Source organism: Arthrobacter sp. THG-b23 (genome assembly GCF_059091265.1).
Genome location: NZ_JBNHGM010000002.1, coordinates 76,782 through 103,509 on the forward strand (window position 1 = coordinate 76,782; position 26,728 = coordinate 103,509).

Here is a 26,728-nt window from a genome sequence, read left to right on the forward strand (position 1 = left end):
AGCGGACGTGCAGGGGGTAGCCTCGGTTTGCGGCAGGTAGCGGGCCGCAAGGCTGCTCCGTCTGGGATTGCTGTTCATGCCGGCACCAGAGCCAACGGGCGGACCGGTGATCCTGTCACGCCGATCATCTTGAGCGGGAGGCACAGGAAGATGAATTCCTGATGGCCGGAGGCAGCGAGCTCCTCGAGCTGCAGGTTCTCGATGATGTAAATCCCGTTGTGGACAATAAGGACCACGTGTCCCGGCAGGCTCCCGCGCTGAGGGTCCGGTTGCACGGTGTCCCACGCAACGTTGTCAGCTCCTACAGCCTGCACCCGATGATCCGCGAGCCACTCTGAGGCTTCAGCGGAAAGGCCGGCGCTTTGGAGATATTCCTCCGGTTCGTTCCATAGAGACCCGCCGCCCGTGCGGACGAGGACGACGTCGCCCGCACTCACCCAAACATGCTGCTCTGAGGCGGCCGCCTCCAGCTCATCCGCCGCAACGACTGTGCCGGCCGGAAGCCGATCCACTCCGCGATGCCGCGGGATGTCGACCAGCACGCCGCGGGCGATCATGGGGGCAATTGTCTCCACCCCAAGTTCCGTGAAACCGGTCGAGGTCTGCGTCGTGGCGTCAGCCCGCTGGCCTCCGAACATTCGCATGTCGACCGCCTGGTGGCAGAGTGCATCGATATGTGTGCCGGCGTGCTCTGCGGTGATGATCAATCCGGAGGCACTGGTCCTGGCCTCACCCAGCCCGGTTTCATGGCGTCGGTGGAGTGTGTAAATGAATCCGGGACGGTGCGCGGCAAAAATTGGCGCACCGGCATAACGGGGCTGTTCAAGGTCGTAGAACGTGGCCTGATCAAGCGTCGCCAGAAGCGAAGCCACCGGGGAAGCAGTCATGTCATCGCCCGCCCTGTGCCAGGTTTCGAGCTACGCAACCGTGCCGGAAAATCGTTCACCAGACAGGACATGGGAGCCACCCATCACGTCTTCTCCGATAACTCGTCCGCGAGAAGCCGGCCCCCCTGACCCCAGCTCCCCGGATCGATCTCATCCAAGAGGACCACTACTCTTTCCCTCTTTGAGCCCAAAACATCTACCACGGCGTCGGTTATGGACTCGATGAGCCTGCGCTTGTCCTCCGCGGACCGGCCCGCCCGCATGTGGACCTGTACGACCGGCATCTTTCCCACCTTTCAGCGATGAGGAACTTCGGCGCCCGCCTTCACCCCGGTCTCCGCCCGAAGATGATCAGCAGCCATGTAGGCCAGCGCATAGATCGTCAACGTGGGGTTATAGGCGCCGTACGTGGGGAACTGTCCTCCACCGAGAACGAAGAGGTTGGGCACGGAGTGGCATTGGCCGTAACGGTCCACAACCGAGGTGCCCGGATCGTCACCCATCCGGTGGGTACCTACCTCGTGGGTGGACACATGGTAAGGCGGCGCGGTCGGTGCCTCCCACCATTCAAGCATTCCCATCTCACGTGCGATTTCGCGCTTCTTGCCGATAATGAACTCCACGTCCTGTTCGTCGCGCGACGTCCAGTCGTGGGTGATCCGCAGCGCCGGCTGACCGAACTCGTCCTTAACCTTCGGATCCAGGTCGCAAAAGAACTCCTCACGGGGGAACGTCGCGGTCTGGTGGTACATGCTGAAAGTACGCCGGTAATTATCCCGCATCCAGTCCTTGAACCCCTGCCCGAATTTCGGTGCCGAGTCCGGCATATTCCGGGTGGCTTCCACCGGCTGAACATCCCCGCCAAAGCCGATAATCGGGCTGCCCCAGACCGCACCGTGACCGGAGACGAGCTCGGAGGTGTAGTCATCAACCACGCTGGTCGCAACCGCCGGACCGGCGAACGGGTTAGTCCAGTCCGGAAGCGTGCCGGTAAACCAGCCGTAGTTATGCGTCATGAAGTACTTGCCGACGACGCCGTTTCCGTCGATGCCCGAAGCCAATAGCAGCCGGGTGTTCTCCAAGGCGTATGCCGAGAGCACGACGTAGTCGGCGTCGATTTCGCGTTCCTGTTCCCGCACGAGATCGATGTATCGCACACCGGAGGCCCGCCCGGTCGCATCCCGCTTTACCTCAAAAACCCGCGAATACGGGCGGATCTCGAGGTTACCCGTTTCGAGAGCCTGCGGAATGAGGGCGACCGCACTGCTGGACTTTGCGCCAACGTGGCAGGGGTAGTCCCGGCAGAATCCGCAGTACACGCAAGCGCTTCTTCCCTGGTACTCCACGGAGTTGACTGCTGCAGGAGCAGGGAAGGGGTGCAGGCCCAGCCGCTTCGCTGCCTCCGAAAATGGTTTGTCGCCCGCCGTCATGCGCAGCGGCGGCATGGGATACTCCCGCTTCCGCGGCGGTTCGAACGGGTTGCCACCCTCCTGAATTTCCCCGTTGAGATTACCTGCCTTGCCCGCGACTCCGATCTCGTACTCGGCGCGCTCGTAATACGGTTCAAGTTCGTCATAGCCCATCGGCCAGTCAACGATGGCGGTGTCCGCCACAGCTTCCGCGCCTAAACGCTCGGTCAGCGTAGTCCGCAGGCGCAGCTCCGCGTCGCGGAACCGCCACGCCCACGCGGCCCAGTGGATCGTCCCCCCGCCCACTCCGATGGAGGGAGGCACGAACAAAGGGCCGATCGCGAGTGGTCCGGCCGACCATGGTAAAACGCTTGCGGTACCGTCCTTGGTGGGCCGCCACGTCACGGGGTCGCTGACCATATTGGGGGAAATTTCCTGCCGGACGAAGTACCGCAGCTCGTCGTGCTTGACCTCGACATCTTCCTGCACGTAGCGCGGACCCTTATCAAGGGCCACAACCCTCATGCCGGCTTGCGCCATCTCTTTCGCCATAACCCCGCCGGCTGCACCAAGGCCGACGATCACAATGTCCGCATGCTCAGCCATGGTCCGGCTCTCCTTTACGCTGCTCTCGCTCATGCCGCAGGTCCTGAAGGGTTACGACAGGCAGGGCCGAGGCATCAAACCCGTACTCCATCTCGCCTTCGCCGTACCCCCAATGGGCGCCAGGAAATCCCAGTAAACGCCACCCGACGGCGTTCCTGTTGCCCCCGTAGACGGGGTCTCCGAATGTCCCCTCGACCACATGCTGCCTCACCACCGCGAAAAAATACGGCAGCAATCCGAGGTCGGTCGTCTCCGCCCCGTCGGATTCCGCGCGTTCGGCACCCACCGCGCTATCCAGCCCGCTCCCTGCAAGCTGTTCCAGGACGGCATTCTGCTCTCCGTCGTCAAGCTCGACAAACGTACGCCCGTGTCGCTGAACGCAACTGTCATCAAGGGCAGCCAGGCCCGCACGGTACAACTTCTGCAGGTTCCGGTAAGGGCCCGCCAGAGCGCGGTCAATATAGATAACCGCTCCGGCATCCTGAGCCCCTGGATCGTCCTCCGACCCCGGTATTATCAGTCCGGCCAGCGCATTGATGGTCTCCGCCTCATGCGTGTTGAGGAAGGTAACCGCGCCCCGAGATCCATCCTTCGCGTCCATAGAACGCCTCCTTCGGCGTCGCCCGCGTCAGATCGCGAGATGCGCCGACGCGATGGTTGCCTCAGCGCTACCAGGGAAGACCCGGACGAAGGTTTGCGCCGCTGCAAACAACATCCCCGCAACTGCGCACCTATCGGTATGTCCAGAATTTTCCACCCCCTAATTACCCAGTGTCAACGGGAGTGCGTCGGCTCCTCAAGGTGCCCGCGTAGCGGCGCGGCAGCGGAGTCTACGCTCGGCTTTTGCAGCGGCCGGAAGAGGGCTAAGGAGATGGAACGCCGAGTGGCTTGTCCGGGTCGGCGCCTGTCATTAGTCGCGCTCGGGCTGCCCGGGCGTGGTGTGGCCAGCGTGGTTAACGGCTTCCTGAATCAACCGTTTCAGGTGGTTGTCGCTGATCGAATAAATGACTTTGCGCCCTTCCTTGCGGGCATTAACAAGACCGCTGAGGCGCAGCTTTGCCAAGTGTTGGCTCACGATGGTGCGGGCAGATCCCGTCGCCGCAACCAGCTCCGCAACACACGCTGGTCCGGCGGTCAGGACCAATAGCAGGTGCAACCGCGTGGGTTCTCCAAGCATCCGCAGTGTCTCAGCGGCACCCTCAAGCTGGTGCCGGTTTAGTGCGACCGGGTGCTCGTGACTCGGTGCCCGCACGGAGTCGATCATGGTGCTTGCTTTCCTCAACACCTACCGGAGGGGGCAGGCCCGCGGGTTGTCGGCGAGAGATTGGTCGCCGTGGCTCCGCGCTGCAGCTACTAGGGCTTGCTCGACCGTCCCTCAGCGTGCCGCAGGTTCTTTACGGAGAGTCGCCGGGTCCTTCGTCCTGCACCCGGTCGCGGGATTCATCCGCCCGCTCGTCGTCCCCGTCCGCGGCGACGGCGTTGGCAATGAGGTCCATGCGGTCGGCCGGGGTAAGACTGTCATCCTGCTGATACTCTTCGATGTTTTCGCTGACGGCGCCTTCGTCGGCAGGCTGAACGTTTTCAGTCATTACTGCTCCTGATCCGGAGATTCTTTGGATACGGATTACCAGGGAATCGTCAGGGGGGTCCTTAACATTGTCCGCGTCGTCGGCGTCGACGGCCAGCACTTCCCAGGCGCCCTCATCCGGCGCGTACGGATTCCTATCACTGTCGCCTATCTGGCACACGTCCACAACCCCTTTGCCGCGACCCCACACCAACCCGGACTCCGCTAGGCCGTTGTCGCGCTGAACGCGCTGCGGCGGGACAGCGGGCGTAGCCTTGGTCCATACACTTCCCTGGCTTCAGAAGGTAAGACAATGGCCATTCCTGCCAAGACGTTGAAGCCCGCCGCCATTGGCCGGGTCGTTTCAGTGACCACGGCGGACGGGGACGAGCATGTCGGCATCCTGACCGCATTCCACCGGAAGCAGGACGGCGAGCATTTCCTGGTTTTCCTGCGGGGAGTTCCGCAACCGGTGTTAGTACACGCCGAAGGGTCGGTCTCGGTTCACCAGCGGGTGCTCTAGCAGCACCGCCCTGCGCACAAGCGGCGCCGCGACCAAGGCCTAGCGTGGGGTGCGCTCCTTGCGCGCGGCGGCACGCCCGTAACTCCCGCCCAAGCGCCCCGACGGGACAGCTTTTATTAGTGCCGAACAGCGGTCCTGTCAATGCTTTTGGGCGCATTCCGGCCTTTCACATCCATCACAAAATGATGCCCGTGTCACATTTTGACAGCGATCGTAAAGCGTCGGAAAAAGGGGTTGAGTCGTGCCCGATTAGCCGTACGCTAAGACCACCTCACTGGTCGCGGCGGCGTAGGGAAGCTGCCTCCTTGAGGTAATTCGGCTGCAGGTTTTCCAGGGGTGGCGTCGGGGGACGTCCGGGCCTGCTGAGGGGGACGGGGGCTACGGGTGGAGCAAGTGGGTCGTGATCCAGGGGGCGGCGAGATCCTCGACGTGCGGATACCAACTGCCGGGCAAACGCCGGCTCCTCCGGGCCGGGCCGCCGCTCACATGCGGAGCAGGGCGAAACCGTGGTGGCGCCGTCGGAAGGATACGGTCGGGCTGGATGACCTGCTGCAGCAGACGGGCCAACCGGAGCGCATGCCCGGCGCCGTTGTCCGTATCGCCGGGTGGATCGGTGCGGTCGCGGTCGTTGCGCTCAGCGCCGGATCCTTGATGGCCCCGGGAGCCATCGCCTTCTCGGCAGCCACGGATTCCGTGCTGGACCTGTGGGAAGGCTTGCCCGCCGAGCTTCCGTTGGACACCGCCTTGCCGCAGCATACGGTCCTGCTGGACAGGGACGGCAAGGAGTTCGCCCGCTTCTACAGCGAGAACCGGATCGACGTGGGCCTGGATCAGGTCTCGCCGACGTTTTTGGACACGCTGCTCTCCACCGAGGACTCCCGGTTTTACGAACATCACGGCGTGGACCCCCTGGGCGTCACCCGCGCGATGGTGAGCAACTCGGTGGGCGGCGAGCGCCAGGGCGGCTCCACTATTACCCAGCAGCTGGTACAGAACATCCTGGTCAACAATGCCCGGGATGAAACCGAGCAGTCGGTGGCGGTGGGCGAAACCTATAATGCCAAGATCCGCGAGGCCAAGTACGCCGTCCAGATGGAGAAACGCCTGGACAAGGACCAGATCCTCAACATGTACGTCAACGCCGTTTACTTCGGCAACCGCGCATACGGAATCCAGGCGGCGGCGCGCATCTATTTCAATACGACGGCGGCAAAGCTCACCCTGCCCCAGTCGGCCCTGCTCGTGGGACTGCTCAAGGGACCGGTCCACTACGATCCGGTGAAGTACCCGGATCGGGCGCTCGACCGCCGTAACACGGTGCTGAATGTGCTCGAGCGGCACGGCGCGATCACGGCGGAAGAAGCCGCGGCGGCCCGCGAAAGCGGGCTCGGCCTTGATCTGGGATCGGTGCCCTCGGGCTGCGGCGGCTCCGAGTACCCGTTCTACTGCGATCTGGTCCGGGATGAAATCCTCACCGATCCGGCCTTCGGCAAGACCCCGGAAGAACGCGGGGACCGGCTTTCCCGCGGCGGCATGACCCTGACCACGGCCTTGGACCGCAAGGCCATCGACGCGGCGGAAAAAGCGGTGCGCAAAGCGATGGGCAACAAGAACCGCGCGGCGCTGGGCACCGCCGTCGTCGAACCCGGCACCGGGCATGTTACGGCAGTTGCGCAGAACCGTTCATGGGGCGAGGGCAAGGGCAAGACCGAGGTGGTCTTCGCCGACAGCGCCTTCCAGGTGGGGTCGGCGATGAAGCCGATCGTGCTCGCCACGGCCCTGTCCCAGGGGATTTCCCCGAGCCAGAAATTGCTGGCCAACGGCCCCTATTACTCGTCGCTGGATAACCCGCCGGGCGGTTTTCACAACTACGGCTACCAGAACTACGGCTACATCAACGCCTATCAGGCCGTGCGCGCTTCGGTGAATATCTACTTTGTGCGGTTAATCGAGCGCACCGGTGTGAAGGAAGTCGCCGAGTTCGCGGAAACCCTGGGCATCACCTCGATTCCCGTCAACAAGCTGCATGGGCGGGAGGCATCGCTGGCGCTCGGCTCCTACGAGATTTCCCCGCTGGAGATGGCCAACGCCTACTCCACCTTCGTCAGCGGCGGGGTGCTGTGCCGGCCGGTCACCATCACCGCCGCCATCCGCAGCGATACCGGGGAGAAGCTCCCGGTCCCCGCCTCGAACTGCCACCAGGCCATCGATCCCTCGGTGGCGGCGACGGTGGCCGACGCGCTCAAGGAACCGTTCCACGCTGCCGGCACGCTGGGCGCCTTGGGCATGCCGAGGGGCCGCCCTGCCGGGGCGAAGACAGGTACCACCAATGACTTCGCCGCGAACTGGATTGTGGGCGTCACCCCGCAGTATGCGACGGCGGTGTGGCTCGGCGACCCCCGCGGCGGGGCCCAGTACCCGCTGAAGAAGGTGCATGCCTACGGCAAAACCTTCTACGACCTCACCGGTTCCGAACTGGCCGGCCCGGTGTGGAAGGACACGATGGAAGGCCTGCACAAGGGCCTGCCCGCCGAACCGATGCCCGAGGCCGACCCGCTGACTACCAGCACTGCCGCGTCCCGGTCCATGCCCGACCTGCGCGGACTGGGCGTCAACGAGGCGATCACGGTGCTGCTGCGCAACAATCTGGTGCCGGTGATCGGGAAGGAAACGGCCAAGCCGGACCCCCGGGTGGGCAAGGACGTGGTCACCGCACAGTCGGCACCGCCGGGCAGCAGGTTGACGTTCCGGCAGGAAGTGACCGTCACGCTCAGTGCCGGCAGCAACACCGCCATCACCGTTCCCGACGGGTTGTAAGGAGCCACGATGTCTACTTTTGAAAAACATCCGGCTCTTGCCCTGGCCACCGGTGCAATCTGCCTGGCTTCGCTCACCGGGTCCGGGCTGGCGGCGCTGCAGGCATCCGGCATGCCGATGTTCTTTACCGAGGAGCAGGCTCCGGCGGTTGCCGAACCTGCCTCGCCGGCGGCGATCAGCGCGGTGCTCACCGATAGCCCTGCCTCCACCTCATTGACCGGGCTGCTGGCCGAACCTCCCAAGAAGTGGAAACCGGAGGGTCCGCTGGAGCGCGGAGTTGCGCTGCCGGTGCCCTATGCGTGTGATGTCGGTACGGCTCCCTCGGTGGCGTTGTCGCGTTCATTCAGGGTGGGCAACGAGAGCGTGCAGGTGCTCGCCGCTGCCTACACCGCCGGCCTTGGCGCCGAAGCGATGGACAAGCTGGTGGAGAACGCGGCCGACTGCGCCGGGCCGGCGATCGGTGTCCGCGGCGAGGAATTGGAAGGCCCAGGGGTCCAGGCCCACCTGGCCTACACAGCTAAGAACGGCCGCGGCGCCATGCAGGTGCTCACCTTCCGGCGCGGGGACGTGCTGGCCTTCGTGGTGGGAGAGGCAGCCGCGCCGCTGGAGAAACTGGCCAAGCAACTGGACAAGAAGCTGGCGGGAGCGCTCGCGGATGTCTGTGCCGACCAGGAATCCACAGCCGGCGACGCTGCCCGGTCCCCCTGGTCGACGGCCGGCTACCAGCCGCTCACGGCCACCCGCACTGTGTCCATCCGCGCCGTCCCGCTGCCGGAGGCACCGGCCGACGCCGACTACAAAGCCGTCTCCTTCCCGGCGCCCGATCTGAAGGTCAAGCCGGCCAAGCCGGCGGCAGTGCCGGTCTATCCGGTCTGGCCGCTGATGCCGGAGGCGCGGGAGCTCCCCCGGCCGCCGAAGAGCCCTGCGGAAGAGCCTGCCAGGTCGGCGAAGGTCCACCTGCTGACCGAGGACGCCACCGGGCCGGGCTGCGGCTGGGAGTTCACCGGCATGTCCCCGGTGCCTTTTGACGCCAGGGAAGCAGCCGCCGCCAACCGGGAGCGTGTCCACGCCACGGAGTCGAAACTCGCCGCCGGCGCCAGGAAATGGCAACAGAGCGTGCTGGACTATTGGGCCGCCTACGACCGATACCGGACCGATGTGAAGGAGTACAAGGACTACGCCGCCGCGGTCGCGAAAGTGAACAAGGAGTGGGACAAGATCGCGGCACGGTGGAACGACTACTGGGCCGAATACGCCGTCTACCAGCAGGCGCTGGCGGAGCGCTCGGCATTCTTTACCCAGCAGGACAATGCACGGGCCGATTACCGGAACGCGCTGGCGCAGTGCGAAGCGGACAACCGGAACGCGGAGGAGGAGTACAAGAACGCGCAGCAGGAGTACAAAACGGCGCAACAGGAGTACGAGAAGGCGCTGGAGGAGTACCGGAAGGCGTTGGAAGAAGCTGAAGAGAACAGGGGCAACGAAGACAAGGAGGAGCAGCAGCCGGAAAAGCCCACGCCGCCCCAGGAGCCCTCGCGGCCCGAGCCCGCGGATTGTGACGCGATAGGCGCGCCCGCCATCCTGGATTGGGCGCCGCCGGCCAAGCCCGTCGCCCCGACACCCCCGGCCGATCCCCGCCCTGCGGGCCAACGCTGATCCAAGGGGCAGCGGTCCCGGCGTGGCCGCGTGGAGCCCGCTGTGCCGGAAGCCAGGGCTCCCGCTGGCTTTGGCTAGAGTGGTGGCATGGTTGATTCCACCGCCACCGCCGCCACTGCCACCACTGCGGGCGCTGCCGCCACGGAGCACCTCGGCGCCGATGGACGTGCAGTTCCGGACGCCTACTACGTCCGCCTGGACGGCGGGCGCTTCCATTCCACGCTGCATTCCCAAGGTGCGTGGAACGACCACGAACAGCACATGGCACCGGCCTCCGGCCTGATCGTGCATGAACTGCTGCGCAACCATCCCCGCCCCGAGATGGTGATGAGCCGGATCAGTTTCGAGATCCTGGGCATCATCCACGGCGGCGCGTTCGAGATCCAGACCCGGGTCCTTCGACCCGGCAAGACGATCGAACTCTTGGAGGCCACCTTCACCGCGCAGGGCCGCACGGCCATCCGCGCCCAGGCCTGGCGGCTGGTCACCGGCAATACGGCCGATGTCGCCGGCACCTTCAGCCGGCCTCTTCCCGGACCCGATGGCTGTCCCCCGGCGCCCATGACCAGCGTCTGGGACGGCGGCTTTATCCGGGCCACGGAGTTCCGCACCGCGGCCGACCTCGGTCCCGGCAACCGGACAGTCTGGGGACGGACCCTGCACCCGCTGGTGCAGGGCGAGGACAGCGACCCGCTGGCCCGCTTCGTCAGCATCGTGGACACCGCCAACGGCATTGCGGTGCGGCAGGATCCGCGCGAGTACATGTTCCCCAACCTGGATCTGACCATCCACCTGTTCCGCCAGCCGCAGGGCGAGTGGACCGGCCTGGACACCCGCGTGACCTTTGGCGCCGACGGCGTCGGCCTGACCGACACCGAACTGTTCGACGAACAGGGTGCGGTGGGCCGCGCCTCCCAGATCCTGACCGTCCGCAAGTTCCCCGGAACAACCGGATGAGCCTGCGCATCCTGACCATCGGCCGCAAGCACGAGTCATGGGTGGCGGAGGGAATCGACCGCTACGAGAAGCGGATGAAGAAGCCCTTCGACGTCATCTGGCAGCCGATCCCCCATTCATCCCGCGAGCATGACGCGGCGCGCAAGGAAGAATCCGAAACCCTGCTGGCCAAGCTCAGCGGCAAGCACGCCAACGACTTCGTTGTGCTGCTGGATGAACGCGGCAAGAACATCGATTCGCCCACGCTGGCGCGCACGCTCCAGCAGCCGCTGGACAGCTCCCGCAACGTCACACTGATCATCGGCGGAGCGTACGGGGTGGACGACTCGATCCACCAGCGGGCCGACTTCGTCTGGTCCCTTTCCAAGCTGGTCTTCCCGCACCAGCTGGTCCGGCTGATCCTCATGGAGCAGCTCTACCGCGCCCAGGAGATCGCCGGCGGGAGGCCCTACCACCATGAATGACCGGCGAGCGCAGTGCCCTTTGGCCGGTGGACGGCAGTCGCCGCGACCCTCCCCTGCGAATCCGGCCGCGGCCCGCCGCCTCCTGAAAGGCACTCCAGTGACTACCATTCCCCGCACTGCCCTTCGCTCCGTACTGGCCATCGGCGCCATGGCTGGCCTGCTGCTTGTTGGCGCCGGCGCGGCCTCCGCGCACGTCGGCGTCACGCCCGAGGACAACGCCGCCGGCAGCAGCTCGGTGCTGACGTTCTCCTTCGCGCATGGGTGTGAGGGTTCTCCGACCACGAAGGTTGCGATCTCGCTGCCCGAGCAGTTGGTGGACGCCACGCCGACCGCGCACCCCAACTGGGAGGTCGAAAAGGTGACCGAAACCTTGGATGCCCCCAAGACCTTGGACAGCGGAGCCACCGTCACCGAGCGGGTCAGCCAGATTGTTTACACGGCCAAGGAACCGGTGGCGGACGGGCTGCGCGACGCGCTGCAGCTCCAGGTGCTGCTGCCCAATGCTCCCGGCGAGAGCTTGGCCTTCCCCACCCTGCAGACCTGCGAGAAGGGGGAGACCGACTGGGCCGAGCTGCCCGCGGAGGGCCAGGATCCCCATGAGCTGGACTCCCCGGCTCCGTCGTTCGTGATCGGCGAAGCATCCGTCAACAGCCACGGAGGGCACGACGACGGTGGTGCGGCTCCCGACGCCGGCGCGACCTCGGCATCGGGCAACGGCGCGGCAGCGGTGGCCGGTTGGGCCGGACTCGGCGCCGGGGTGCTGGGTCTGGCTGCCGGCGTGACCGCGCTGGCCCGAACCCGCAAGAAGGCCTGACCTTACAGCCCGGTATCGACGGTCAGCCGGCCGGCAGGAGTCCCACGCGGGAACCGGCCGGCCGGCGGTGTTTAATATGACCATGATGAATCGTTTCCGAATCCGCCCCGCCAGCGCGGCCCTGTTCGTTGGATCCGCCCTGCTGCTGGCCGGATGCGGCCAAGCGGCTCAGGAACCCGGCACCCAACCTGCGTCTTCCGCCCCCGCGCCCAGCGCGCCGTCGTCGTCCGCTGCACCCGCCCCGGAAACCGGAAGCGCCACCGAAACCGGAAGCGTCACTCCGTCCCCGGAGGCCGGCGGCAGCGCCGCCGACGGTTCCTGCCGGGCGGGCCAGCTGGAGGCGGCCATCGAAACCAAGGTTGGCGCCGGGGCCGCCGGCAGTGTCTACCGCACGCTGGTACTGACGAACACCGGCGGCGAGTCCTGCACGCTCCAGGGGTACCCGGGCGTCTCCTATCTCGACGCCGACGGTGGGCAGGTGGGGGCACCGGCCGAACGGGACCCGGAGGCAGAGGCGGTGGCGGTCACGCTGCAACCGGGCGGAACCGCCGAGGCGCAGCTCCAGCAAACCAACGCGCAGAACTACGGCGAGGAATGTGGACTGACGGACGTGGCGGGAGTCAGGGTCTACCCGCCGAACCAGAAGGAATCGGTCGTCGCGAAGCAGGAGACGGTCGGCTGCTCGGACGACTCCGTGGTGCTGATGACCGTGGGCACCTTCCAGGCCCCGTAGCCGCCTCTCCGCTCCGCGAACTGCACGCGGGGAACTGCACACCGTCGGTGCCGGCCGCTAGGCTCAAGACATCGGTATGACGACGTCTGTGCTCGAACGCTTCAGTCCGGCCACCCGCGAGTGGTTCGCCGGTGCCTTCGCCGCGCCCACCAACGCGCAGGCCGGGGCGTGGAACGCCATTTCCGCCGGCTCGCACGCCCTGGTGGTGGCGCCCACCGGTTCCGGCAAGACCTTGGCCGCCTTCCTCTGGGCGCTGGACACGTTCATCTCCAGGGCCCAGACGCAGCCTGAACTTCCCGTCGCTGTTCCGGAAGCGGCCCCCAAGCGGGGACGAGCCCCCCGCGAGGAGTCCCGCGGCACCCGGGTACTGTACATCTCGCCGCTGAAGGCGCTGGGTGTGGACGTGGAGCGGAACCTGCGCGCGCCGCTGATCGGCATCACGCAGACCGCCAAACGGCTCGACCTGCCAGCCCCGTCCATCACCGTCGGCGTCCGTTCCGGAGACACCCCGGCCAATGAACGGCGCCGGCTGCTCACCCACCCGCCGGACATCCTGATCACGACGCCGGAATCGCTGTTCCTGATGCTGACCTCCAGGGCGCGGGAGACCCTGGCGTCGGTGGACACCGTGATCATTGATGAAGTGCACGCCGTGGCCGGGACCAAACGTGGCGCACACCTGGCGGTCACCCTGGAACGGCTGGACGCCCTGCTGCAGCGGCCCGCCCAGCGGATCGGCCTCTCCGCGACCGTCGAGCCGCTGGATACCGTGGCCCGGTTCCTGGGCGGCAACTCCCCGGTGGAGGTCGTCGCCCCGCCCGCCCGGAAGTCGTGGGACCTGACGGTCACGGTGCCGGTGGAGGACATGACCGCGCTGGTCTCCCCGAGCCAGGAGGAACTGGGGCCCGGCGCCCAGCCCGCCTCCATCTGGCCGCACGTCGAAGAGAAGATTGTGGACCTGATCGCCGAGAACCGGTCAACCATCGTCTTCGCCAACTCCCGCCGCCTGGCCGAACGGCTCACCGCCCGGTTTAACGAAATCTGGACGGAACGCGAGTCCCTCCCGCTGCCCGGCGAAGACGTCTGGGGCACCGCCGCCAATGACGGCCCTGCGGAAAACGGTCCCGCTTCGGGTTCCGGCTCCCGCACCCAAACCAAGCCGCCGGCCCAGATCATGGCCCAGGCCGGTTCCGTCTCCGGCGCGGACGCCGTCCTCGCCCGTGCCCACCACGGCTCGGTCAGCAAGGAGGCCCGCGCCCAGATTGAAGACGACCTGAAGTCCGGGCGTTTGCGCTGCGTCGTCGCGACGTCGAGCCTGGAGCTGGGCATCGACATGGGTGCCGTGGACCTGGTGGTGCAGGTGGAATCCCCGCAGTCCGTGGCCAGCGGACTGCAGCGGGTGGGCCGTGCCGGGCACCAGGTCGGCGAGGTCTCGCAGGGCGTGCTGTTTCCCAAACACCGGCAGGACCTGGTCAACACCACGGTGACGGTCGAGCGGATGCTCGCCGGCCGGATCGAGCCCCTGTACATCCCCGCCAATCCTTTGGACATCCTCGCCCAGCAGACCGTGGCCGCGACCGCCCTCGGCGCCGTCGACGTGGAGGAATGGTTCGACGTCGTGCGCAGATCCGCGCCCTTCGCCACGCTGCCGCGCTCCGCCTACGAGGCCACCCTGGACCTGCTGGCCGGGCGCTACCCGAGCGATGAATTCGCCGAACTGCGCCCGCGGATCGTCTGGGACCGGATCGCCGGGACCATCACCGGCAGGCCCGGCGCGCAGCGGCTCGCCGTGACCTCCGGCGGGACCATCCCGGACCGCGGGCTGTTCGGCGTCTACCTGGTGGGCTCCGAGGACGCGAAAAACCGCGGCGGCCGCCGGGTGGGCGAGCTGGACGAAGAGATGGTCTACGAGTCCCGCGTGGGCGACGTCTTCGCACTGGGCGCCACCAGCTGGCGGATCGAAGACATCACCTACGACCGCGTGCTGGTCTCCCCTGCCTTCGGGCAGCCGGGCAAGCTGCCGTTCTGGAAGGGCGATTCACTGGGCAGGCCGGTGGAACTCGGACGGGCCCTGGGCCGCTTCGTCCGGGAACTGTCCGGCACGGCCGAGGAGCCGGCCCGCGAGCGGCTGGCCGCCGCCGGGCTGGATGACTGGGCTGCGGGGAACCTGCTGGCATACCTGGCCGAGCAGCAGCAGGCCACCAACGATGTTCCCAGCGACCGCACTCTGGTGGTGGAGCGTTTCCACGACGAGCTTGGCGACTGGCGCGTGGTGCTGCACAGCCCGTTCGGCATGCCCGTCCACGCACCCTGGGCGCTGGCCGTCGGTGCCCGGCTGCATCAACGGTACGGGCTGGACGGGTCCGCCATGGCCGCCGACGACGGAATTGTGCTGCGGGTGCCGATGATGGAGGACGAGCCTCCCGGCGCCGAACTGTTCCTCTTCGATCCCGAGGAACTGGACCAGATCGTCACCGCGGAGGTGGGCGGTTCCGCGCTCTTCGCCTCCCGCTTCCGGGAATGTGCCGCCCGCGCCCTGCTCCTGCCGCGCAAGAATCCGGGCAAGCGCAGCCCGCTCTGGCAGCAGCGCCAGCGCTCCGCCCAGCTGCTGGACGTGGCACGCAAGTACCCCACCTTCCCGATCATCCTCGAGACGGTGCGCGAATGCCTCCAGGATGTCTACGACCTGCCCGCGCTCAAGGAGATTGCCGCCGGGATCGACCGCCGCGAGCTGCGCCTGGTGGAGACCACCACCCAGCAGCCGTCGCCGTTCGCCCGCTCGCTGCTCTTCGGCTACGTGGCCAGCTTCCTGTACGAAGGCGACTCCCCGCTGGCCGAGCGCCGGGCCGCGGCGCTGTCGCTGGACCCGGGCCTGCTCAACGACCTGCTGGGCCGGGCCGAGCTGCGCGAACTGCTGGACGAAGGGATCATCGAACGGACCGAGCAGGAGCTGCAGCGGCTGACCGAGGACCGCAAGGTGCGGGGCGCGGAGGGCATCGCCGACTTGCTGCGTCTGCTGGGACCGCTGACGACGGCGGAGATCGCCGCCCGCGTCCTGCCCGCCGAACCGGTGAATGGACCGGTGAACAAACCGGTGACCGGACCGGTGACCGGACCGGTGACCGGTTCGACGCACGAATCGGCAAACGGATCGGTCCCCGCGGCCGGCGCGCCCGTCGCGATCGCCGACGTCGAACCCTTGATCGCCGAACTGGCGAGGGCCAACCGCGCCCTGAAGGTGGGCGTCGCCGGCGCCGAGCACTGGGCAGCTGTGGAAGACGCAGCCCGGCTCCGCGACGCACTCGGGGTGCCGCTGCCCGTGGGCGTGCCGCTGGCGTTCATCGAGCCGGTCGCCGACCCGCTCGGCGACCTGGTCAGCCGCTACGCCCGAACCCATGGCCCCTTCACCGCCGCCGAATGCGCCCGGCGGCTGGGCCTGGGCACTGCCGTGGTGCATACCGCGCTGCAGCGGTTGCTTAAAGACGGCCGGGTGGTCGAAGGCGAGTTCCGCCCCGGCGGCGCACCGGCCGCTCCAGAGGCTGGCGCCCAGGGTACGGCCGACGTGGCTTCTCCGATCCCGGCGGATCAGCACCAGACCGAATGGTGCGACGTCGAGGTGCTGCGCAAGATCCGCCGTCGGTCACTGGCCGCCCTGCGCAAGGAAGTCGAACCGGTTGATCCCGCCACCTACGGCCGCTTCCTGCCAACCTGGCAGAACGTCGGAGCGAAGCTGCGCGGACTGGACGGCGTGGTCACGGTGGTGGACCAGCTGTCCGGGGTACCCATCCCTGCGTCGGCCTGGGAGCCGCTCATCCTGGCCTCGCGCGTGAGCGACTACGCCCCCGCCATGCTGGACGAGCTGACCGCCACGGGCGAAATCCTGATCGCCGGCGCCGGGTCGATGCCCGGCAACGACGGCTGGATCAGCCTGCATCTGGCCGACGCCGCGCACCTGACGCTGAATCCCCAGCCGGATTTCGAACCCAGCGTGCTGCAATACGAACTCCTCAACGCGCTCTCCGGAACCGGGGGCTACGGCGGCGCCTACTTTTTCCGGCAGCTCACCGACCTGCTCGCGGCCAACGGCACCCAACCGGGTGACAACGCCGTCAGCAGCGCGCTGTGGGAACTGCTGTGGGCCGGACGGATCACCAATGACACGTTCGCCCCGGTGCGTTCGCTGCTGGCCGGCGGGACAACCGCGCACCGGCAGCGCAATGCACCGCCGCGGGCACGGTCGGCGCGGCTGGGACGGATCGGACGCCTGCACGGACTGCACGGGACCGGGCTGCAACCCGGCGCCGGGGCGGGTACCGGCAAGGGTCCCGGCCAGCCGCGCAGCGCGCCCCCGACCGTTGCGGGGCGCTGGTCGCTGCTGCCTGCCCCGGAGGCCGATCCCACCGTGCGCGCACATGCCACCGCCGAACTGCTGTTGGACCGCTACGGCGTGGTCACCCGCGGCTCGGTGGCCGCCGAGTCGGTCCCGGGCGGCTTCGGCCTGATGTACAAGGTGCTGGGCAAACTGGAGGAAACCGGCCGCTGTCGCCGAGGCTACTTCATCGAACACCTCGGGGCGGCCCAGTTCGGGGTCTCCCCCACCGTTGACCGGCTGCGTTCCTTCAGCCGCGACGCGCAGCTCGGTGAGCAGCCGCCGGCGGCCGTGGCGCTGGCGGCGACCGATCCGGCCAATCCGTATGGTGCCGCCCTGCCGTGGCCGCCGCAGGACTCCGGCCACCGGCCCGGCCGCAAGGCGGGCGCGCTGGTGGTCCTGGTGGACGGAGAGCTTGCCCTTTACGCGGAACGCGGCGGCAAGACGCTCCTGGCCTTCACCGAGGACGAGGAGGCGCTGGCGTTGTGCGCCCGGGCCCTGGTGCAGGTGATCCGTCGCGGTGCCGCGGACAAGATGGCCGTCGAAAAGGTCAACGGCTCCACCATCCTGGACACGCCGCTGGCCCGCGCCCTGATGGACGCCGGTTTCTATTCCACCCCGCGCGGGCTGAGGTTCCGTGCCTGAGGGCGACAACGTTTGGCGGGCGGCCCGGCGTCTGCACGGCGCGCTGGCCGGGCGGCAGCTGACCCGCAGCGATTTCCGGGTGCCACGCTACGCCACCCTGGACCTGTCCGGGCAGACGATTGACGACGTCCGGTCACGCGGCAAGCACCTGCTGATGCGGGTGGGCGCGCTGACCGTGCACTCTCATTTGGGCATGGACGGCAGCTGGCAGATCTACCAACCCGGCGAGCGCTGGCGCAAGCCCGCCTTCCAGGCCCGCCTCGTCCTGACCACCACGACGACGACGGCCGTCGGCTTCTTGCTGGCGGCGCTGGACGTGGTGCCGCGGGCCGAGGAGGACACGCTGGTGGGGCATCTCGGTCCGGACCTGCTCGGGCCCGACTGGGATGCGGCCGAAGCGCTGCGGCGGCTGCGGCAGGAGCCCGACCGCCCGATCGGACTGGCGCTGCTCGACCAGCGCAACCTCGCCGGGATCGGCAACATCTACCGCTGCGAGGTCTGCTTCCTCGCCCGGGTACACCCGTCGACCCCGGTGGCCCAGGTGCCGGATCTGCCCGGCATGGTGCAGAAGGCCAAGCAACTGCTGGAGGCCAACAAGGACCGCGGCATGCGCAGCACCACCGGCGCCCCCGCCCGGGGCGGTTCGCTCTGGGTCTACGGCCGGGCGCGCCGCCCCTGCGCGCGCTGCGGCACGCCTATTGCCCACGACCTCCAGGGCAACACGGCCGCGGATCTCCGTGACGTCTACTTCTGCCCGCACTGCCAGCCGCTGACTCCCTGACCGACTCTTCGCCGCCGCAGCCCCGCCCCCGAGGACTCGGCCCGACATGACCTCTTGGCGGCCGGGTCAGAGGTCCTCGCGACCTGCCCGCCAGGTCCTCGCAGGCCTGCCGCGACGGCGGTCGGGCAGCACAAACCGTAATATGGTGACGATAACCAACGAAGGGGGCCCATGAGCTGGCTGCAGACGATTCCGGCCGCGCTGCTGGCTATCGTCCTCGTCTTCGGACCCGGCCTGCTCTGGGGCGCAGTGCTCGGCCTGCGCCGGTTATCCCTGGTCGCACTGGCCGGCCCGTTCGGCGTCACCGCCATTGTGGTCGCCGCCGAGCTTGGCCGCCTGCTCGGGCTGGATTGGGCCTGGCCCCAACTGCTGGCCGTGACCGTGTTGGTGGCCGTCATACTCTGGCTGCTCCGCCGCAGCGTTGGACACCGCCTGCACCGCGATCCGGAAGCACCGGACCTTCCGGCGCCCTGGCGGTCGGTCGTGCCGGCCTGGGCCGTGTCGGCGGTGCCGCTGGCGGCAGCCATGATCTGGATCTTCGGCGCACCGGACAACATCGCGCAGTCGCACGACAACATCTTCCACCTCAACGCGCTGCGCTACATTTCCGACTCGGGCAACGCCTCCTCGCTGACGCTGGGCTACCTGGGCACCACGGACCGGGGCACCTTTTATCCGGCGGGCTGGCACGATGTGGTCTCCCTGGTGATGATCACCGCCGGGCTGCAGCCCGCGGCCGCCATTAACATCACCAACCTGGTGCTGATCACCGGCATCTGGAGCAGCGGCTGCCTGTTCCTGGTCAGCCGCATCACCGGTGAACGCACCATGCCGCTGCTGGTCGCCGCCGTGCTCTCGCTCGCCTACAGCAGCTTCCCTTACCTGCTGCTGGAGTTCGGCGTCGTCTATCCCTTCATGCTCTCCATCGCCATGCTTCCGGCCGCCCTGGGGGTAGTGCTTCAACTGCTCCGGGTGGGCGTTCACACGCGTGTGTCAACGGAAGGCAACGTGCTGCTGCTGATCGGGCTGTTGCCGGGCATGGCGTTGTCCCATCCCGCCACCATCATGGGACTGCTCGCGCTCTCGGTGCCGCCGGTCTTCGCGGCCGCCCACCCCGCGCTGCGCTCCGGAGAACAACGACGGCGGCGGCGCGCCTTGGCGGGCACCGCCGCCTACCTGGTGGTGCTGGTCGTGCTCTGGATTTCGCTCCGGCCCGCCCGCAGCAGCAGCACCAACTGGGACAACCTGGGGAACGCCGCCGCGGCCCTGGGCGATGTGGTGCTGCATTCGCCGCTCGAGCGCCCCATCGCCATCCTGGCGACGGTCCTGACGATCGTGGGAGCCGCGGTCGTCTTCAACCTGCGCAAAAACCGCTTCGCGCTGGCAATGTACGCTGTTGCCGCCGCCCTCTACGTGATCGGCAACTGGCACCAGATGCCCGGCCTGCGCTGGTGGGTGACCGGCATCTGGTACAACGACTTCTTCCGCATCAGCGCCATGCTTCCGGTGGCCGGACTGCTGATCGCTGCCATCGGCGGCGTCGCGCTGGCCGGGACCGCGCGGTCCTTCTTCCGGGCCTCGCTGGCCCGCCGCGAGAAGAAGCAGCCGGCGTGGTTCCGGCCGGCCGCCACCGCTGTGCTGGTGGTCGTCAGCCTGGCAGTGGTACCGCTGTTTGCTGTGCAGCGGGGCATTTCCGAAGCCGCCGCCAAGTACCGTTTTACGGACAGCTCCCACTTGCTCACCACAGACGAGCTGACGCTGATCAAGCGGATTCCTGACCGCGTTCCGGAAGACGCGGTGATCGCCGGCGACCCGCTGACCGGAGCCTCGCTGTCCTACGCCTACACGGGACGTCCCGCGCTGGTCCCGTCGGGGACCACTTCGCCGCGGGTGGACGGCAAGCTCATCATGGACAAGCTGGACGAGATGCGGACGGATCCGGCGGTCTGCGCGGCCGTCGAGGCGCAGAACGTGCAGTTCGTGCTGGACTTCGGAAACCACTCGGTGCATCCCGGCGAGACAAGCTCGGTGCCGGGCCTGCAGGAGCTGACCGAGGCCAACGGATTCGAGCTGGTGGACTCCGAGGGTGAGGCAAAGCTCTACCAGGTCACCGGCTGCCCCTGAGGGTTGCGGTTCCGGGTGGAGGTCAACCGGTACCCTTGATGGGTGATGGAATCCCCGCTACCGGTGCGCGACGGCGTCAACGCCACCCGCCTGCGCCTGCCCGGGGAGGGGCCCTGGGACACGGCGCTGGACTACATGCTGCATCGGTGGGGCCATGTGGATCCGGACGGCATCAGGGACCGGTTCGACCGCGGCGAGATCGTCGGCGAAGGCGGAGCGGTGCTTGACCGGACCACGCCGCTCGATGCCCACACTTTCATCTGGTACTACCGGACCTTGCCCCGTGAGAAGCGGTTGCCGGTCGAGATCAGCATTCTCCACCAGGACGAGAACATCCTGGTGGTGGACAAGCCCCATTTCCTACCCACCACCCCCGGCGGCACCTACATCCAGGAGTCAGCGCTGGTCCGGCTCCGCCGCCGGCTAGACCTTCCGGATCTGATTCCCATGCACCGGCTGGACCGGCTCACTGCCGGTGTCCTGCTGTTCTCCACCAACCCGGCGAGCCGGGGCCGATACCAGGTGCTGTTCGAAAAGCGCCAGGTGCACAAAGAGTACGAGGCCGTAGCCCCGGTGGATCCGCGGCTGCAGTTCCCGCATACGGTTCGGAACCGCATGGTCAAGTCCCGCACCTACCTGCTGGCCGAGGTCGTCGATGGAGAACCCAACGCGGAGACCCGGATACAGCTGCTGGAACAGCGCGGACGGTTGGGCCGCTACAAACTGGAACCGCACACCGGGAAGACCCACCAGCTGCGCGTGCACCTGGCTTCGTTGGGTATTGGGATCCTGCACGACCCGTTCTACCCGGTGCTGCTGGACCAAGCTCCTGACGACTTCGCGCGTCCCCTGCAGTTGCTGGCCCGCGGCATCTCTTTCACCGACCCGATCAGCGGGCGCCCGGTGGAATACCGCAGCCAACTGGAACTGTCCGAGTGGGCAGCGCCAAGCGCCGCCGGCGCGAGTTCCGCCAGCGGCGCCTGAGCGTCCACGCGGGCCTAGTGGGCCACATCCCCCGGCGCCATCATGCGCGGCCGGCAGCGGTTCCGCGCGCGCTGGTGTCCCGCCGGCGGTCGAGCAGCAGGCCCAGGGCAATCATGACCACGCCCAGGACGAAGTGCAGCCAGTTGTCCGCGGTGTTAAACGGCACGAAGTTGGCTGCGCTCTGCTGGTCGATGAACAGGCCGTACAGCCAGAGGACCAGATAGACCGCGCCACCCCAGATGAAGAAGTTCCGGGCACCGGAAACCGTCCTTGCGAGCGCGAACGCTGCCACGCCGTACAGGAGGTGGACGATGTTGTGCAGAATCGAGACCTGGAACACTCCCAAGAGCAAGGCTTCGGACTGGTGTCCCGCGAATGCCATCTGGTCATAGTTCGAGGTGATTCCGGGGATGAAGCCCAGGAGCCCGATCAATAGAAAAACGGCACCGAAGACCATTGCCGCGGTCTGGAGCGGAGTCCTTCCGGTGCTTCGGGCCTGGATGTTGCCTTCTCTTGCCATGGCGATCTTCCCATCTGACGCCTCGGCAGGTGCGTGCCTCGGCGCCGTTCGATATGGACCCTGATCAAATCACTTTACAATAAGCTTGCTTACTAGTTAACCCCTGCGGTCAGGCTCCACCTGAATTTCGACCGGTTGCATGCTTCGGCTCCTAGCCAGACCAGGTGCCGCGGTCTACGCTGATGCCACCTCCGATGGAGGACCAGTTGAGGAGGAGCTTTGGCAGAACAATCGCCCCGCGGCCGGGCCACCGGCCCGGTCACCGTGATCACCGGAGCCTCCAGCGGAATCGGCCGGGCCACGGCCCGAAGCCTGGCCAAGCGCGGAGCGTCCCTGGTGCTCGCTGCGCGCAGCGCTTCCAGCCTGGACGAAGTGGCAGCTGACTGCGCACGGGTGGGGGCACAGGCGATCGCGGTGCCCACCGACATCACGGATGAGGGCGGCCCCGAGAGGCTGGTCCAGGCTGCGCTGGACCGGTTCGGGCGGATCGACGTGTGGATCGGAGCGGCCTCCGTTTATGGCTACGGGACGTTCGAACAAACGCCGGCCGACGTCTTCAGGAAGATGGTCGAGACGAATCTGCTGGGCCAGGCAGCCAGCATCCGGGCCGTGCTGCCGCAATTCCGCCGGCAGCGGCAGGGAGTCCTGATCCTCGTCGGCTCGGTCTACTCCAAAATCAGCACCCCCTACGTGTCCGCGTACGTGGCCAGCAAGTCGGGGCTGCTGGGGCTGGCCAACGCGCTGCGGCAGGAGCTGTTGGGCGAGAAGGACATCCACGTGTGCACCGTGCTGCCGGCGACCGTGGACACGCCCATCTTCCAGCATGCGGCCAACTACACCGGGCGCAGCGTCCACCCCCTCCCGCCGGTCGTCAGCCCCTACCGGGTGGCCCGGGTCATCACACGGATGGCCTTCAAGCCCCGTCGCCAGGTGGTGGTCGGCCGGTTCCAGCATGTGTTCATTCCGTTCCAGCGCTGGTTCCCGGGCCTGCACGACCGCGTGTCGGGACCACTCATGGACACCTTGGCGCTTCGGGGCAAAGGCGTAGCACCGTCGGCAGGGACGGTTTTCGCCCCGGATCCGCCGTCGAACAGGGTCAGCGGGAAATGGCGTTCGGGAAGTGCCCGAGTGATGGCCGGAGGACTGGCCGGGCTGGCGGTGGCCGGTTACCGGAGCGCCCGGCAAGCGCCCAAGCGGCGAGCCACCCGACTTCGACCACGGCGTCGAAAAGATAGATCCTGCTGATGCGCCCGGGCACCGCGGTGAACACGTCGACGGCTGCAAAGGTGGCAGCCGAGCCCATGCCGATCCGCCGGGCAGCGGCGACGCCGCCGGCAGTCCGTGCGCCCCTGATCTGTGCGTGCCCCGCCGCCACCATCAGGCCGCCCACGGTCTTGACCAGCCAGGGCTCCGCTTTCGGCCCGGTGACCGCTTCGAAGCTGCGGTAGTGCAGCAGCGGCCACATCCCGAAGGCCGCATTAAACACGCCGTGGGCGATGGCCAGACCTGCCGGGCGCATAGGGGATACCTCTCGCCGTCGGGGTGATCCTGGGGGCAGTGGATCTGGGGCAATTGTGCCGCACGGGACACTGGAAAACCATGCCTTGGCGTCGCAACCCGCCTGCCGCCGGAGCATTGTTCCCAATCGGAGCCGGGACGCCCCAAGGCCGGTCAGTAAGGTTGCTTATTAAATCCCGCGTGCCTAGCGTGGAAGGCATCCGGCCCGCACGTGGGCCAACCCAGACCGATGAGTTGGCAGTATCGACGGCGGGCCCTTCTCGCGGAGGTCACCGCACATGTTCTTCCATAAACAAGAGCTCCAGTACAAGGCCGAACCAAACCAGCCGGACGCCGTCTACGCCAGGAAACTGCAGGAGGTCCTGGGCGGGCAGTACGGTGAAATCACGGTCGCCCTGCAGTACAGCTTCCAGGCCTGGAACATCCACATCCCGGGCAAGTACAAGGACCTGCTTTTCGGCATCGCCGCGGAGGAGTTCGGCCACGTGGAAATGCTGGCCAAGATGATCGCGCAGCTGCTGGAAAAATCCCCGCTGGGCATCACCGACGAAGCGGTCCAGTCAGATCCGACGATCGCCGCCGTCGTGGGCGGGACGGACGTCCAGCACGCCATCGTCGCGGGCGCGGGCGCCCGGCCGGTGGACAGCAACGGAAACCCCTGGTCCGGAAGCTACATCACCGCCAGCGGCAACTTGCTCGCGGATTTCACGTCCAACGCCAACGCCGAGATGCAGGGCCGGCTGCAGGTGGCCCGCCTCTACCACATGACCGACGACCACGGCGTTCGCGATCTGCTTTCCTTCCTCCTCGCCCGGGACACCATGCACCAGAACCAGTGGATCGCCGCGGCTCGCGAACTCCAGGAGGAGGGCTCGGAGACCCTGCCGGTGCCGAGCAACTTCCCGCTGTCGAAAGAGAACCGGGACGTGGCCTACCAGTACCAAAACTTCTCCGACGGCGCCGCGGCGGCGGAAGGTTCCTGGGCCAGCGGACCTTCCCCCGACGGCAAGGGCGAGTTCACCTACCACGACTCGGCCACCACCAGCGCCCCAATGCCCAAGCCGACCCACCCGGACACCCGCTTTTACGGGACCACCGAGGTTCCTAACCTGGTGGAAAAGACGGCCGGGGCAGTACAAGACAAGCTCCGCAAGGAATAGCAAGGCCATGGATCCCCGCGGCCGCTACGCCGCGGGGATCCTCACTCTGCGAAAGGAAAACATGTTCCAGCGCAACGTCGCCGAAAACATCCACCGCGTCGCCCATGCCGATGTGAACCTTTACATCGTCGAGGACGGCGACGGGATCATGCTGGTCGACGCCGGGCTGCCGGCGATGTGGAAGATGACCGTGGCAGCCATCCGGGAGCTGGGCCGTTCGCCCCGCGACATCAGTTCCCTGGTGCTGACGCACGCCCATTTCGACCACGTGGGGTTCGCCGCCCGGCTGCAGCACGACCTCGACGTCCCGGTGTACTGCCATCCGGGCGACTACTACATCGCCGCCCACCCGTACCGGTACAAGCACGAGAAAAGCCGCCTGCTCTACCCGGTCAAATATCCCCGGTGCATCCCGATCCTGAGCCGCATGACCGCCGCCGGCGCGCTCATGGTCAAGGGGGTCAAGGACCTGCGGACGCTCGACGACGGTGCTGCCGCAACGCTGCCCGGCTCACCAACAATCGTGCCGACTCCCGGACATACCGCCGGGCACTGTGCCTTGCACTTCCCGGAGCGCGGAGCCTTGATCACCGGCGACGCACTGGTCACGCTCGATCCTTATACCGGCACCCGCGGCCCGCACATAGTATCTGCCGCGGCCACCGCCGACACCCGGCAAGCGCTGCAGTCGCTCCAGGCCCTGGCACAGACGGATGCACGAATCGCCCTGCCCGGCCACGGGGAGCCGTTCGCGGGCGGCATTGCTTCCGCGGTGCAGCAGGCCATCGAACGCGGACCCTCCTGATGGCCGCAACCGGCCCTGCGCCTGCGGGAGGCGGACAGGAGTCCGTCGTCCACGCGGACGGCGACGACCTGTTTGGCCTGATCGCGGCCTTGACCGAGAGCCGCTGGCAGTCCTCCCAGGGGAAGTTCCGGCCGACAGTTGCCTACCGCGGCCACACCTCCGCCGCCCGGAAGCTTTCCACCGGGCTGGTCCGGCTGCGCGGGGAGTCCGAAACCGCCGTGGAACGGCATATCCTGCGCAACTTCCGCAAGTACGCCCACCGGGACACCTCGCCCGGGGACTCGGACTGGAACTGGCTCAGCGTGGCCCAGCATCATGGCCTGCCGACCCGTCTGCTGGACTGGTCGCATTCGCCCTATGTGGCGTTGCACTTCGCCACCCGGGACACCAGCAGATATGACGAGGACGGCGCCATCTGGTGCGTCGACTATGCGGCGGCCCACCGCACGCTGCCCGAGGAACTGCGCGCGGCCGTCGAGTCATTGGGCGGCGGCCTGTTCACCACCGATGTCCTCTCCCGGGCGGCCTTCACCCTGGATGAGTTCGACCGTTTCACGGACGCGGACGGGCGAAGCGTGCCGTTGTTCTTCGAACCGCCGTCGCTGGACGAGCGGATCGTGAACCAGGCGGCCATCTTTTCCACCATGTCGGATTCATCGGCGGGCCTGGACGAATGGCTGGAGCGCCACCCCGGCATCTACCGCAAGGTCATCATCCCGGCAACGCTCAAGTGGCGCATCCGGGACCACCTCGACCAGGCGAACGTCAATGAACGGGTGCTCTTCCCGGGCCTGGACGGTCTTTCGCTGTGGCTGCGCCGCTACTACGGCCTTCGCGATAAAGGCTAAGCGCCCAGTTCCGCGTGGACGCTGCGGAAGGTCTCGGCCAGCCCGGCAGAGAACAGGACAAATTCGACCACCCGGATCCCGCCGCCGTCGTACTTCAGAACCTCGCCGATGCCGCGCCGGGCGACCGTCTCCGCGTCCCAGCCATAGACGCCGGCACCGATCGCCGGGAACGCCAGCGTTTCGGCCCGCAACTCATCGGCCACGCGGAGGGATTCCCGGAAGCAGCTGGCCAGCGTCTCCGGATCGGTCTGGCCGGCGCGGCGGTTGGGCCCCACGGTATGGATCACCCACTTGGCGGGCAGGAAGTAGCCCTCGGTGGCCGCCGCGTGGCCCGGCGGCAGCCCGTCCGGCAGTTCGGTGGCGCGCAGCCGGCGGCAGGCTTCCAGCAGCTGCGGTCCCGCGGCTGCGTGGATGGCCCCGTCCACTCCCCCGCCGCCCAGCAGGCTGGAGTTTGCGGCGTTCACTATGGCGTCCACCTGGCGCTGGGTGATGTCCCCTTCAAGGATGCGTATTTCCATCTTTTCCAGTCTGCCACCGGGCC

General features: G+C 67.3%; 23 protein-coding genes. 15 read left to right on the forward strand and 8 right to left on the reverse strand.

The features are described from left to right. Positions 1–74: 74 nt before the first annotated feature. The 6 genes from AC5RVD_RS04115 to AC5RVD_RS04140 all read right to left on the reverse strand — a co-directional run bounded on the left by AC5RVD_RS04115 (position 75) and on the right by AC5RVD_RS04140 (position 4,491). On the reverse strand, positions 75–887 hold the full coding sequence (locus AC5RVD_RS04115; protein ID WP_494111872.1) for a cyclase family protein: 813 nt from the start codon (positions 885–887) through the stop codon (positions 75–77). Positions 888–970: 83 nt separating this feature from the next. Beyond that, positions 971–1,171 (reverse strand): 2-hydroxymuconate tautomerase, encoded by a 201-nt coding sequence (gene thmT / locus AC5RVD_RS04120; protein WP_493976949.1) that lies wholly within the window; start codon positions 1,169–1,171, stop codon positions 971–973. Between the two features lie 12 nt (positions 1,172–1,183). Next, on the reverse strand, positions 1,184–2,902 hold the full coding sequence (locus tag AC5RVD_RS04125; RefSeq protein ID WP_494111871.1) for a GMC family oxidoreductase: 1,719 nt from the start codon (positions 2,900–2,902) through the stop codon (positions 1,184–1,186). After that, a complete protein-coding gene (locus AC5RVD_RS04130; RefSeq protein ID WP_494126100.1) occupies positions 2,895–3,503 on the reverse strand; it encodes a gluconate 2-dehydrogenase subunit 3 family protein in 609 nt (202 codons plus the stop codon). Before AC5RVD_RS04130 ends, AC5RVD_RS04125 begins: the two co-directional genes overlap by 8 nt. A 309-nt stretch (positions 3,504–3,812) precedes the next feature. Beyond that, positions 3,813–4,166, reverse strand: a complete 354-nt coding sequence (locus AC5RVD_RS04135; RefSeq protein WP_494126101.1) for an ArsR/SmtB family transcription factor — start codon at positions 4,164–4,166, stop codon at positions 3,813–3,815. 130 nt (positions 4,167–4,296) lie between these two features. Beyond that, positions 4,297–4,491 carry a hypothetical protein gene (locus tag AC5RVD_RS04140; RefSeq protein WP_494126102.1) on the reverse strand — a complete coding sequence of 65 codons (195 nt, stop codon included), beginning with the start codon at positions 4,489–4,491 and terminating at the stop codon, positions 4,297–4,299. A gap of 291 nt (positions 4,492–4,782) precedes the next feature. Here AC5RVD_RS04140 and AC5RVD_RS04145 point away from each other — a divergent pair, with 291 nt between their 5' ends. The 11 genes from AC5RVD_RS04145 (at position 4,783) to AC5RVD_RS04195 (ending at position 21,336) form a co-directional block, all read left to right on the forward strand. After that, positions 4,783–4,992, forward strand: coding sequence for a hypothetical protein (locus AC5RVD_RS04145; RefSeq protein WP_494111867.1), 210 nt, complete (start codon positions 4,783–4,785; stop codon positions 4,990–4,992). 576 nt (positions 4,993–5,568) lie between these two features. Beyond that, positions 5,569–7,809 (forward strand): transglycosylase domain-containing protein, encoded by a 2,241-nt coding sequence (locus AC5RVD_RS04150; RefSeq protein ID WP_494126103.1) that lies wholly within the window; start codon positions 5,569–5,571, stop codon positions 7,807–7,809. Between the two features lie 9 nt (positions 7,810–7,818). Beyond that, on the forward strand, positions 7,819–9,465 hold the full coding sequence (locus AC5RVD_RS04155) for a flagellar export protein FliJ (protein ID WP_494126104.1): 1,647 nt from the start codon (positions 7,819–7,821) through the stop codon (positions 9,463–9,465). A gap of 87 nt (positions 9,466–9,552) precedes the next feature. Beyond that, positions 9,553–10,422, forward strand: coding sequence for a thioesterase family protein (locus tag AC5RVD_RS04160; protein WP_494126105.1), 870 nt, complete (start codon positions 9,553–9,555; stop codon positions 10,420–10,422). Continuing rightward, a complete protein-coding gene (rlmH, locus tag AC5RVD_RS04165; protein WP_494126106.1) occupies positions 10,419–10,886 on the forward strand; it encodes a 23S rRNA (pseudouridine(1915)-N(3))-methyltransferase RlmH in 468 nt (155 codons plus the stop codon). Before AC5RVD_RS04160 ends, rlmH begins: the two co-directional genes overlap by 4 nt. Before the next feature lie 97 nt (positions 10,887–10,983). Further along, the gene (locus AC5RVD_RS04170; RefSeq protein ID WP_494126107.1) at positions 10,984–11,700 is read left to right on the forward strand and encodes a YcnI family copper-binding membrane protein; all 717 of its coding nucleotides are present in this window, start codon (positions 10,984–10,986) and stop codon (positions 11,698–11,700) included. A gap of 85 nt (positions 11,701–11,785) precedes the next feature. Then, on the forward strand, positions 11,786–12,433 hold the full coding sequence (locus tag AC5RVD_RS04175; RefSeq protein WP_494126108.1) for a DUF4232 domain-containing protein: 648 nt from the start codon (positions 11,786–11,788) through the stop codon (positions 12,431–12,433). 76 nt (positions 12,434–12,509) lie between these two features. Further along, positions 12,510–17,447 carry an Lhr family helicase gene (locus AC5RVD_RS04180; RefSeq protein WP_494126109.1) on the forward strand — a complete coding sequence of 1,646 codons (4,938 nt, stop codon included), beginning with the start codon at positions 12,510–12,512 and terminating at the stop codon, positions 17,445–17,447. Further along, positions 17,440–18,228 (forward strand): Fpg/Nei family DNA glycosylase, encoded by a 789-nt coding sequence (locus tag AC5RVD_RS04185; protein WP_494126110.1) that lies wholly within the window; start codon positions 17,440–17,442, stop codon positions 18,226–18,228. Before AC5RVD_RS04180 ends, AC5RVD_RS04185 begins: the two co-directional genes overlap by 8 nt. A gap of 171 nt (positions 18,229–18,399) precedes the next feature. Beyond that, the gene (locus tag AC5RVD_RS04190; protein WP_494126111.1) at positions 18,400–20,352 is read left to right on the forward strand and encodes a DUF6541 family protein; all 1,953 of its coding nucleotides are present in this window, start codon (positions 18,400–18,402) and stop codon (positions 20,350–20,352) included. A 45-nt stretch (positions 20,353–20,397) separates the two neighbouring features. Next, entirely contained in the window at positions 20,398–21,336 is a 939-nt protein-coding gene (locus tag AC5RVD_RS04195) for a pseudouridine synthase (RefSeq protein ID WP_494111927.1), read from the forward strand. Positions 21,337–21,376: 40 nt separating this feature from the next. Here the strand turns inward: AC5RVD_RS04195 and AC5RVD_RS04200 are convergent, their stop codons facing one another. Then, positions 21,377–21,856, reverse strand: a complete 480-nt coding sequence (locus AC5RVD_RS04200; RefSeq protein ID WP_494111857.1) for a DUF4383 domain-containing protein — start codon at positions 21,854–21,856, stop codon at positions 21,377–21,379. 219 nt (positions 21,857–22,075) lie between these two features. On the opposite strand from AC5RVD_RS04200, the gene AC5RVD_RS04205 reads away from it, so the two are divergent. From AC5RVD_RS04205 to AC5RVD_RS04220, 4 genes are all read left to right on the forward strand, one after another. Further along, positions 22,076–23,101: an SDR family NAD(P)-dependent oxidoreductase gene (locus tag AC5RVD_RS04205; protein ID WP_494126112.1), complete on the forward strand. Its 1,026-nt coding sequence runs from the start codon at positions 22,076–22,078 to the stop codon at positions 23,099–23,101. Positions 23,102–23,652: 551 nt separating this feature from the next. Next, the gene (locus AC5RVD_RS04210; protein ID WP_493988788.1) at positions 23,653–24,534 is read left to right on the forward strand and encodes a manganese catalase; all 882 of its coding nucleotides are present in this window, start codon (positions 23,653–23,655) and stop codon (positions 24,532–24,534) included. A 7-nt stretch (positions 24,535–24,541) separates the two neighbouring features. Then, the gene (locus tag AC5RVD_RS04215) at positions 24,542–25,339 is read left to right on the forward strand and encodes an MBL fold metallo-hydrolase (protein WP_494126113.1); all 798 of its coding nucleotides are present in this window, start codon (positions 24,542–24,544) and stop codon (positions 25,337–25,339) included. Next, positions 25,339–26,187 carry an FRG domain-containing protein gene (locus tag AC5RVD_RS04220; RefSeq protein ID WP_494122011.1) on the forward strand — a complete coding sequence of 283 codons (849 nt, stop codon included), beginning with the start codon at positions 25,339–25,341 and terminating at the stop codon, positions 26,185–26,187. Before AC5RVD_RS04215 ends, AC5RVD_RS04220 begins: the two co-directional genes overlap by 1 nt. On the opposite strand, the gene AC5RVD_RS04225 is transcribed toward AC5RVD_RS04220, so the two are convergent. Then, positions 26,184–26,705, reverse strand: coding sequence for an O-acetyl-ADP-ribose deacetylase (locus tag AC5RVD_RS04225; protein WP_494111853.1), 522 nt, complete (start codon positions 26,703–26,705; stop codon positions 26,184–26,186). The two genes, AC5RVD_RS04220 and AC5RVD_RS04225, sit on opposite strands and share 4 nt — an antisense overlap. Between the last annotated feature and the right edge of the window lie 23 nt (positions 26,706–26,728).

What these genes read in the sequence shown, in the direction of transcription:
- AC5RVD_RS04115 (WP_494111872.1), bottom strand. Translation starts at nt 887, where the DNA reads ATGACTGCTTCCCCGGTGGCTTCGCTTCTGGCGACGCTTGATCAGGCC.
- thmT (WP_493976949.1), bottom strand. Translation starts at nt 1,171, where the DNA reads ATGCCGGTCGTACAGGTCCACATGCGGGCGGGCCGGTCCGCGGAGGAC.
- AC5RVD_RS04125 (WP_494111871.1), bottom strand. Translation starts at nt 2,902, where the DNA reads ATGGCTGAGCATGCGGACATTGTGATCGTCGGCCTTGGTGCAGCCGGC.
- AC5RVD_RS04130 (WP_494126100.1), bottom strand. Translation starts at nt 3,503, where the DNA reads ATGGACGCGAAGGATGGATCTCGGGGCGCGGTTACCTTCCTCAACACG.
- AC5RVD_RS04135 (WP_494126101.1), bottom strand. Translation starts at nt 4,166, where the DNA reads ATGATCGACTCCGTGCGGGCACCGAGTCACGAGCACCCGGTCGCACTA.
- AC5RVD_RS04140 (WP_494126102.1), bottom strand. Translation starts at nt 4,491, where the DNA reads ATGACTGAAAACGTTCAGCCTGCCGACGAAGGCGCCGTCAGCGAAAAC.
- AC5RVD_RS04145 (WP_494111867.1), top strand. Translation starts at nt 4,783, where the DNA reads ATGGCCATTCCTGCCAAGACGTTGAAGCCCGCCGCCATTGGCCGGGTC.
- AC5RVD_RS04150 (WP_494126103.1), top strand. Translation starts at nt 5,569, where the DNA reads ATGCCCGGCGCCGTTGTCCGTATCGCCGGGTGGATCGGTGCGGTCGCG.
- AC5RVD_RS04155 (WP_494126104.1), top strand. Translation starts at nt 7,819, where the DNA reads ATGTCTACTTTTGAAAAACATCCGGCTCTTGCCCTGGCCACCGGTGCA.
- AC5RVD_RS04160 (WP_494126105.1), top strand. Translation starts at nt 9,553, where the DNA reads ATGGTTGATTCCACCGCCACCGCCGCCACTGCCACCACTGCGGGCGCT.
- rlmH (WP_494126106.1), top strand. Translation starts at nt 10,419, where the DNA reads ATGAGCCTGCGCATCCTGACCATCGGCCGCAAGCACGAGTCATGGGTG.
- AC5RVD_RS04175 (WP_494126108.1), top strand. Translation starts at nt 11,786, where the DNA reads ATGAATCGTTTCCGAATCCGCCCCGCCAGCGCGGCCCTGTTCGTTGGA.
- AC5RVD_RS04180 (WP_494126109.1), top strand. Translation starts at nt 12,510, where the DNA reads ATGACGACGTCTGTGCTCGAACGCTTCAGTCCGGCCACCCGCGAGTGG.
- AC5RVD_RS04190 (WP_494126111.1), top strand. Translation starts at nt 18,400, where the DNA reads ATGAGCTGGCTGCAGACGATTCCGGCCGCGCTGCTGGCTATCGTCCTC.
- AC5RVD_RS04195 (WP_494111927.1), top strand. Translation starts at nt 20,398, where the DNA reads ATGGAATCCCCGCTACCGGTGCGCGACGGCGTCAACGCCACCCGCCTG.
- AC5RVD_RS04200 (WP_494111857.1), bottom strand. Translation starts at nt 21,856, where the DNA reads ATGGCAAGAGAAGGCAACATCCAGGCCCGAAGCACCGGAAGGACTCCG.
- AC5RVD_RS04210 (WP_493988788.1), top strand. Translation starts at nt 23,653, where the DNA reads ATGTTCTTCCATAAACAAGAGCTCCAGTACAAGGCCGAACCAAACCAG.
- AC5RVD_RS04215 (WP_494126113.1), top strand. Translation starts at nt 24,542, where the DNA reads ATGGATCCCCGCGGCCGCTACGCCGCGGGGATCCTCACTCTGCGAAAG.
- AC5RVD_RS04220 (WP_494122011.1), top strand. Translation starts at nt 25,339, where the DNA reads ATGGCCGCAACCGGCCCTGCGCCTGCGGGAGGCGGACAGGAGTCCGTC.
- AC5RVD_RS04225 (WP_494111853.1), bottom strand. Translation starts at nt 26,705, where the DNA reads ATGGAAATACGCATCCTTGAAGGGGACATCACCCAGCGCCAGGTGGAC.